The organism is Lactobacillus equicursoris DSM 19284 = JCM 14600 = CIP 110162 (assembly GCF_001434815.1).
Classification (GTDB): Bacteria; Bacillota; Bacilli; order Lactobacillales; family Lactobacillaceae; genus Lactobacillus; species Lactobacillus equicursoris.
This window is the reverse complement of the sequence record NZ_AZDU01000060.1, coordinates 1-8,369: the sequence shown is the minus strand read 5'-3', so window position 1 is coordinate 8,369 and position 8,369 is coordinate 1. Positions and strand designations below refer to the sequence as shown.

Here is an 8,369-nt window from a genome sequence, read left to right as displayed (position 1 = left end):
TCAAAGTACTAACTTGCGTCTTAGCGACGCAGCGTTTTATATCTTAGCAAGTTATCAACTTCTTGTCAACAGCTTTTCTAAAATATTTTTGATTGTCTTTTCTTAAGTAAGCGCTTTGGCTTTCCTCTCGAAGACAATTAATACTTTACCTTGTTTTAGCTGATAAGTCAAATCTTATGAAATAACAGTTTTTTGCCCTAAACGCCAGGAAGCGTTGTAAGAAATATTGCTTTTTCAGTTGTTAATTTTTCAGCAAGTGAAGCAAAATCACTTTTGCTTGTGGATAAATTGTTCGGCTTTTACCATTTTCTCTCCCTTTTTTCCACAAAAACTTTTTCAAAAAAATTAGCGAAATCCTGCAAAAATGACAAAAGGACGATCTAAGATCGTCCTTTTGTGCTTTGATATTCAATTCATCTTAAAACTGGGCCGTAATATCCCAGGCATTGATCTGCAACATCTGGCCAAAGTCGCCCTTGGCAATCGAGTCTACCTGCAGACGCAGGAATTGTCCCTTTTGCTGGATGTCGGCTAGACTGCTTTCCCCCTGCCGGGCCCGCTCAGCCAGTTCTCTAAACTTCTGACCGAAACTGGACTTTAAGTCATTACCTTCTTGGAACAGCCGTTCATAGATCTCAGGCGACCGGTCGATTTCCTTTTGGAATTCTGCGTTAACAAAAATCCGCTTAAACTTTTGCCCATCATCAAATAATAGCCCTAGCGGCTGGTCTCCAGCTAGGTCCACCAAGCCCACTTCCTGGTAGAACTTGCTTTGCTCCCATTCCTCAGCTTCAATGCTCTTTTCGGCCACCATCTTAAAGAAGTCATTTGACGGCAAAGGCCGGCTATAGTAAAAACCCTGAATTCGCTCGCAGCCAATTTCTCGCAAGAAGTCCAGTTGCTCCTTATTTTCCACCCCTTCAGCCAGGGTATGGATGCCCAAGGCCTTGGCCATGCGGACACAGGCCTTCAAAATCGTCTTTGACGCTTCGTCAAAGTTTCTCATGAAGATCATGTCCAATTTGATTTCATCAAACTCAAAGTTCTTCAGATAGTTAAGTGAAGAGTAGCCAGAGCCAAAGTCATCCATCCAGACTTGGTAGCCAGCTTGGCGGAAATCATGGATAGAATTTTTCAGTCCTTCTACATCCTTGGCTAGGGCACTTTCCGTGATTTCGACGTGAATAAGCGACCGTCTAAGGTGATTTTTCAGAATGGCCTGATTCAACTCTTCTAGCGGATTCATCATTTGAAAGTCCGCCCGAGAAAAATTGATTGAGACTGGCACCACAGTCTGTCCGTTCTCAATCCGATCGCGCAAGAGCTTAGTTACTTCCTGAATCACATACCGGTCCACCTTATAAGAAAGATTTTTCTCTTCAAAAAGGGGAATAAAATCACCTGGCGAAAGCATCCCTTTGTCAGGGTCAATCCAGCGAATCAGGGCTTCGGCACTGCACAAGCGCCCAGTCAACGTCCTAATGACCGGCTGATAGTAAACCTGCAGGTAGTGCCTTTCGATCGCCTCATCCAGGTGGTTAATTAAGTACTGCTTTAATTCTTCTTGCTCTTGCATCTTGGGCGCGTAAAGGCACCAGGCCTGCTCCGCAAATTCCTTAGCCCGGTCGCAGGCAATTTTTGCCCGATCACAGGCCAGGGCCACACTGATTGGCTCATCATAGTTGTAAATACCCGCCCGGATCCAAATTGGAGAAGTTAGGGCTTCTTTTTTCAGCCGCTCCTGCAGCTTAATCAATTTTAACTTCCAATCGCCTGGCTCGGGGTCATAAACATAAAAGTTGTCTGAGCTAAAGCGACCAAGAGTCGCGTTAGGGTAAAGCCCCTTCAAAAGATCCGCAATCTTTACCAGGCACTGGTCGCCTTGCTCTAGCCCGTGCTGCATGTTGTAGAGCTTGAAATTATCAATATTCATGACAAGCAACTGCCCCTGCGGCTCCTGTCTTTGCCTACTTTCTAGCAAAAAATGGTGCATGTTAAGTAGACCGGTCAAGGAATCATAGCGGGATACCTTGTCAGTCACGTCTTTGGCCACCATAATAGCGGTTTGCGGCTCATCGTAGTTGCCAGCCTGACCCTGGATGACCTCAAATTCTAGAAGGCGATTTTTCCCATCGACATTGACATGGGCAGTTAAGAAAGTATTCCGTTTCTTCTGCAAAGTCTGCTTGATGTGATCGACATTAATCGAGTTGACAAATTGCTGTTGGCTGCCCGGCAAGACCTGGTCAATGGCAAAAAGCCGCATCAACTGGTCAAAGTCGACTTCTTGGTTTAATCCCTTTTGCCATGCTAAGGGCGCCTTAAAGATGGTCGCCTGCTTTTTTTCCAGGTCAATAAAGAGCTCAAACAGGTTGTCCCGGCTAAAGACGCCTTGGAATTCCCGGTAGGCCTCAAGGCGCAAAGTTCGTTCTTGCTGCTCAGTGCTTGATGGCTGTACATTTTCTAAAATAGCCACAACCTGTTCTGCTTCACCCTTAACTCCGCGCCGGTTGACAAAAAAGCTTACCTCAAACTTGTCTGGATCTTGAAAGGCATGGCAGGCCACCCAGGCAGTGCCTTTTTCAACTGCCTCCCGGTAGGCCAAGAGCACCTTTTCTTGCTCATAATAGGCAATAAAGTTTTGACAAAAGTCGGCTGCGCTCTTTAGCTGGTAGTATTTGTTTAAGCCAAAGTAGTCGCGCAGATTTTTAGAAAAAATCACCGTCTTAACCTTGGGGTAGATCCAGGCCAAAGAGCTGCCCTTAACCTTGGCATTCAAGATCCGGCTTTGAGCCTTAACCTGGTCGCTGCAGATCAGGGGCCAGAGAATCCGCGCTAAGACAGCTTGACTCTCCTTTTCTTCCTGGCTCCAGGCATGACTCTTTTCTTTAGCCTCAAAACTGACTATTCCTTGCAAAAGACCGACGCTGATAAAAGCATAAACCAAGTTGCCTGACTTTAAAGCGAAATCACCAATTGCCAATTCATTGGTCAGCACTAAAGGATTTTCTTTATTTACAACTTCTTTTAACCGATCAAATTCATCATTTTCATCAATCAAAAGACCCCGGTGCATCGCAATCTGTTTGTCACCACTTGAACAGTACTGATAGAGAAACTGCTTGCCCTCAGCCGCGTTTTCACAGACGTAGATCATCGCGAGATCCAACTCTTCTTTAAACAAGTCCAAAAGAGCCACAACCTGCTGGTCGGCAATCTCTCCATTTCTTAAGTAGGAGCGCTGAAAATCTTCAACCGCATTCTGTAATTTCAGATTCACCATTATTTTCTTTTCCCAATTTCCTTATTTTTCGCTCTTAAGGAAAAATATTGTAGATCGATTATCTTTTCTAACTTATTCAATTGTAACTGGTATCTAACGCCCTGTCATGTTTTTTGAGAAAAAAAGCGCTGATTTCTCAGCGACTTTTAATGTTTATTTACTATAAGGTTACTTGTTCACTTTCCTTGACCCGGGCCCAATTGTGAGGATCCTGCAAAGTCGTATCGAGCTTGCCTAGCATGTGGTCTAGCTTGTGGCGCTCGATATCCCGGTCTTCATCGGTCGTCTTGGCTAGTTCCGCCTTAAGTTCCGCTTCATAAACCGTGTCTTTAGCGTCTTGCCAGAAGTAATCTTCATATTGGATGCCGGTAAAGTGCCATGGCTTGAAGAAGAGGTTATAGTGAATCAGGCTAGGATTTGCCAAAGGTTCAGTATTTTCGTTAGGCATGGCGTCCCAGCGGCCATCCACGTACTTGATCCGGCCTGAGCAGATTTCGTTTAAGTAGTCCTGGTCAGGAGCGATGCAGTCAAAATGATAGCGGCCTAAAAGGCTAAAGAACTTATCAACAAATTTTTCGTCTCGGAAGGCCTTGGCGTTCATGACCAGCATCCCGGAATTGATGTACTTCTTTGGGTCCAGGGTCAAGACTTCGCTGATGTAGCGGAGCATTTCCGGCACAAACTGAATAGATGAGTCGACGCAGGCTCCGATCAGGTTGTCACCTAATTCCGTTTCGTACAGCTTGGCAATATCATCGTTTACAACCGTGTCAGAATCGATGTAAACGGCCTTGTCATATTGCGGGAAAAGGTCTGGAATAAAGAGCCGGTAAAAAATGGACATGGTGAAAAAGTCGCCGCGAAGGTAGTTTTCCTTTCGGTCCTGGATCGGCTTCAAAAGCGCATCGGACATTTCGTAAAATTCCACGTGCAGATTGTCTTTAGCATAGCTAGCCAGACTTTCTTCATGAGCCTTGGACAAGCCCTGGTGCAAAAAAGTAACCGTGTAGTCCTTCTTTGGATCAACAAACTTGGCTAAAGAGCTCAAGGATACAGCTGCGTATGGCGTAAAGTCATCGGTGATTGAATAAAATACTGGAATTGTCATAATCTCTCCTAATCAAAATATCACAAATGATAAAAAACAAATAATTAAGTATTATTTGTCTCCAAACATAGTGTAGCTTTAGAGCCAAAATAATCAAGTCTTCAATTATTATTTTCCTATACTTAGCCAAAAAGCAGCTTCAAAGCCTGGCGGACGCTAACCACGGGCACCAGTTCAATCCCTTCGCTCTTTAAGCTAGAGCTTAAGTTATGCTTAGGGATAAAAATCCGCTTAAAGCCAACCTTGGCCGCTTCACTGACCCGGGCCTGGATCTGGTTGACCCGGCGAATTTCCCCGGTCAGACCAATTTCGCCCACAAAGCAGTCGGTTGACTGGATTTCCTTGTCATAGTAGCTGGACGCAATCGCCATGGCAATGGCTAAGTCGATAGCCGGCTCATTTAAGCGGATGCCGCCAGTCGCCGACAAGTAGGCATCCTGGTTTTGCAGCATCAGGTTGCCTCTTTTTTCTAAAACTGCCAAGAGCAGGGACACCCGGTTATAGTCGAGGCCAGACGTCGTTCTTTTGGCATAACCAAAGGCGGTTGGCGTCACTAAAGCCTGGATTTCCCCTAAAATCGGCCGGGTTCCTTCTAAGGAAACAACGACGGCTGACCCGGTGGAATTGGGCAAACGCTCGTCCAAAAAGACCGCTGACGGGTTGGTCACTTCGGCTAACCCCTCATTCTTCATCTCGAACATGCCGATTTCGTTGGCGGCACCGAAACGATTTTTGACAGAATGGAGAATCCGGTAGGCATGGTGCTCATCGCCTTCAAAGTACAAGACCGTGTCCACCATGTGCTCTAAGATCTTGGGCCCAGCGATAGAGCCTTCTTTTGTCACGTGGCCAATCACGAAGACCGTGATCTGGTCCAGCTTGGCGATCTTCATCAATTCCGCCGTAACTTCCCGGACTTGAGAGGCCGACCCCACCATGGAGTCGAGGCTTGGCTCATTCATGGTCTGAATGGAGTCGATGACGACAAAGTCCGGCTTTAAATCATCGATCTGGTCGCGGATATGCTCCATGTTGCTTTCTGGGTAGAGCATCATCGGACTTTGCCCCAAGCCCAGCCGGTCGGCCCGCAATTTAATCTGGCTGGCTGATTCTTCCCCGGACACGTAAAGGACCTTATATTTTTCCGCCAAGTCACTCATGATCTGCAGCATCAAGGTCGACTTCCCGATCCCGGGGTCCCCGCCGATCAAGACCAAAGAGCCAGGCACGATCCCGCCGCCCAGCACCCGGTTTAATTCAGAAGACTTGGTCAAGACCCGCTCTTCTTTTTCCGCCTTAACCTGGGACAGCTTGACTGCTTCTTTAGTCCCCACGCTGGCCATCATCCGGCTGGGCGTTTGCTTATTTGAGGCCTGCCTTACTTCCTGGCTTTCTTTTTCAAACTGATTCCAGGCCCCGCAATTCGGGCACCGGCCCAGATAGGAAGCCGAAATATAGCCGCATGACTGGCACTTGTACCGCGTTCTGACTTTTGCCATCGCTCCACCTTCCTGTCACTATCCTTTTTAAAAAATTACTTCTTGCCGGTTGAGCCAAAGCCGCTCATTCTTTGACTGGAAATTGGCTCATCGTCGTCGGTCTTTAAGTACTTGATAAAAATTCCTTGGGCAACCCGCTCGCCCTTCTTGATATGAAGGGGCCGGACGCCGTAGTTGAGCACTTGGACAAAAATTTCCCCCTCGTTGTTGGGGTTGTCGTAATAGTCGCTGTCGATCACCCCGATGCCGTTTGGCAAGGAGAGGTTGCGCTTAAAAGTATTGGATGACCGGTTGGCCAAGATCAAGACCTCATCTTCTGGCATGTAGGCCTTGATACCCGTTGGCACCAGGATCGGCTTTAAGACCTTTTCAGCAGCCAAGCGGTCGCTTTCAATCAGCTCGTGGCCGTTTCTAATCAGCCGGAAGATCCTGACGAAGTTTAAAGTCCAGATGCTGGGGATAGTAATGTCGCTAGCGGCCTCGATGTCGTAGCCCGCACTAGCCATGGTTTGGCGTCTAGGCAAGGTCAAGCCCTGATCCTGGTACTTTTTGACAACTTCAAAGCCTCTTACTCTATTCATAAATTCGTTCGCTCCTTTTCTTCTCAGACTCTTATTTTACACTAGTTGAGCTGACAATGGAAAAGGCAAGTCACTGGCCAAAAGATGCATCATGACAGCTTTTTTACTAAAAAGGCAAAATGTTAAAGCTAGACAGGACAAGGACTCAGGACCATCTTCTGTACTTGAAACTTTTTTCTGCCAAATACCCGAACATTAAAGAGGATCTTCCCGCCATTTGAGCAAATTCAATAGACTAAGCCCGGCCCTTAGGCTAAAATAAAGCTTGTAGCCAAATAATCAGCATTTTTTAGAATTGTAACAGAAATAGGAGGATTCATATGTCAAAAGATATCAGCTTTGACACTATCCAAAACTTTACCGACAACCTGGCCAAGCACCCAGCCTACCCAGTTGCCGCTAACGCCGCTCAAACCAACGGCATCTTCAAAGCCAGCCAAAGCACCCAAACCAAGGTTGACCTGGACCCAAGCTTCTCAGTTGAAATCGATACTGGCTCAGTAACCAACCAAAAGCAATCCGGCCGCTGCTGGATGTTCAGTGCCTTGAACACCATGCGCCACTCCATTCAAAAGGAATTCAAGCTGAAGGGCTTTGAACTGTCACAAAGCTACACCTTCTTCTGGGACAAGTTTGAAAAGTCCAACTTCTTCTTTGAAAACGTGATTAGCTCAGCTGACAAGCCACTGGGCGACCGCAAGGTTTCTTTCCTCTTTGCCACTCCGCAATCAGACGGCGGTCAATGGGACATGCTTTGCGGCTTGATCGAAAAGTACGGCATCGTGCCTAAGAAGGTTTACCCAGAAACGGCCAACTCTGAAAACTCCCGTGCCCTGGACGACACTTTGAACACCATGCTGCGCAAGGGCGGCTTGGAGCTGCGCGAACTGGTCAACGCCGGCAAGAGCGAAGACGAAGTTGAAGCCAAGAAGCAAGAACTCCTTGACGCCATCTTCCGCATGCTGGCCACTAGCTTGGGCTTGCCGCCAAAGACCTTCAACTTTGAATACAAAGACGACGAAGGCAACTACCACATCGACAAGGACTTGACTCCACAATCCTTCTTCAAGAAGTACGTTGGCTGGGACCTGGAAAACTACATCTCAGTCATCAACGGGCCAACGGCTGACAAGCCTTACAACAAGGTCTTCTCAGTTGAATACCTGGGCAACGTGGTTGGCGGCCGGCAAGTTCGCCACTTGAACTTGGAACTATCCGAATTCAAGAACTTGATCATCAACCAGTTAAAGCAAGGCGAAGTAGTTTGGTTTGGTTCAGACGTTTCTAAGGGCGGCGACCGGCAAGCCGGGCTCCTTGACACCAAGCTCTACCAAAGAGACCAACTCTTTGACTTCGACTTCTCCATGACCAAGGCTGAACGCCTGGACTCCGGCGAAAGCATGATGAACCACGCCATGGTCATCACCGCCGTTGACTTAGTTGACGACAAGCCAACCAAGTGGAAGATCGAAAACTCATGGGGCGACAAGCCAGGCTTTAAGGGCTACTTCGTCATGAGCGATGAATGGTTCGACCAATTCGTCTACCAAGCCGTTTTGAACAAGGCCTTCCTGCCAGAAGACGTTAAGAAGGCTTACGACGAAGGCAAGAAGAACCCAATTCAACTTTTGCCATGGGACCCAATGGGTGCATTGGCCTTCAAGTACTAATTTTTCAAAAATTTAGTCAAGCAAAAACGGCTTTTCCGTTAGGGAAAGCTGTTTTTTTACCTCCTGTACTGGTTAACATGGCGGTAAGTTACTCATCTACGGAAATTGATGCTCAAAAACTTACTCAACTACGGAAATTGACGCTCAAAAACTTACTCATCTACGAAAATTGCTGCTCAAAAACTTACTCAACTACAGAAATTGACGCTCAAAAACTTACTCATCTAC

General features: G+C 46.9%; 5 protein-coding genes. 1 reads left to right on the top strand and 4 read right to left on the bottom strand.

Features of this window, described 5'->3' with window-relative positions:
- Positions 1-418 precede the first annotated feature (418 nt).
- From FC20_RS08650 to FC20_RS08635, 4 genes are all read right to left on the bottom strand, one after another.
- Positions 419-3,283, bottom strand: coding sequence for a putative bifunctional diguanylate cyclase/phosphodiesterase (locus FC20_RS08650; protein WP_008460392.1), 2,865 nt, complete (start codon positions 3,281-3,283; stop codon positions 419-421).
- A 160-nt stretch (positions 3,284-3,443) separates the two neighbouring features.
- On the bottom strand, positions 3,444-4,391 hold the full coding sequence (locus tag FC20_RS08645) for a glycosyltransferase family 8 protein (RefSeq protein ID WP_008460393.1): 948 nt from the start codon (positions 4,389-4,391) through the stop codon (positions 3,444-3,446).
- A 122-nt stretch (positions 4,392-4,513) separates the two neighbouring features.
- Positions 4,514-5,890, bottom strand: a complete 1,377-nt coding sequence (gene radA / locus FC20_RS08640) for a DNA repair protein RadA (protein ID WP_008460395.1) — start codon at positions 5,888-5,890, stop codon at positions 4,514-4,516.
- Positions 5,891-5,925: 35 nt separating this feature from the next.
- The gene (locus tag FC20_RS08635) at positions 5,926-6,471 is read right to left on the bottom strand and encodes a dCTP deaminase/dUTPase family protein (protein WP_008460397.1); all 546 of its coding nucleotides are present in this window, start codon (positions 6,469-6,471) and stop codon (positions 5,926-5,928) included.
- 320 nt (positions 6,472-6,791) lie between these two features.
- Here FC20_RS08635 and pepC point away from each other — a divergent pair, with 320 nt between their 5' ends.
- Positions 6,792-8,141 (top strand): aminopeptidase C, encoded by a 1,350-nt coding sequence (gene pepC / locus FC20_RS08630; RefSeq protein ID WP_008460398.1) that lies wholly within the window; start codon positions 6,792-6,794, stop codon positions 8,139-8,141.
- The last annotated feature ends 228 nt before the right edge of the window (positions 8,142-8,369 follow it).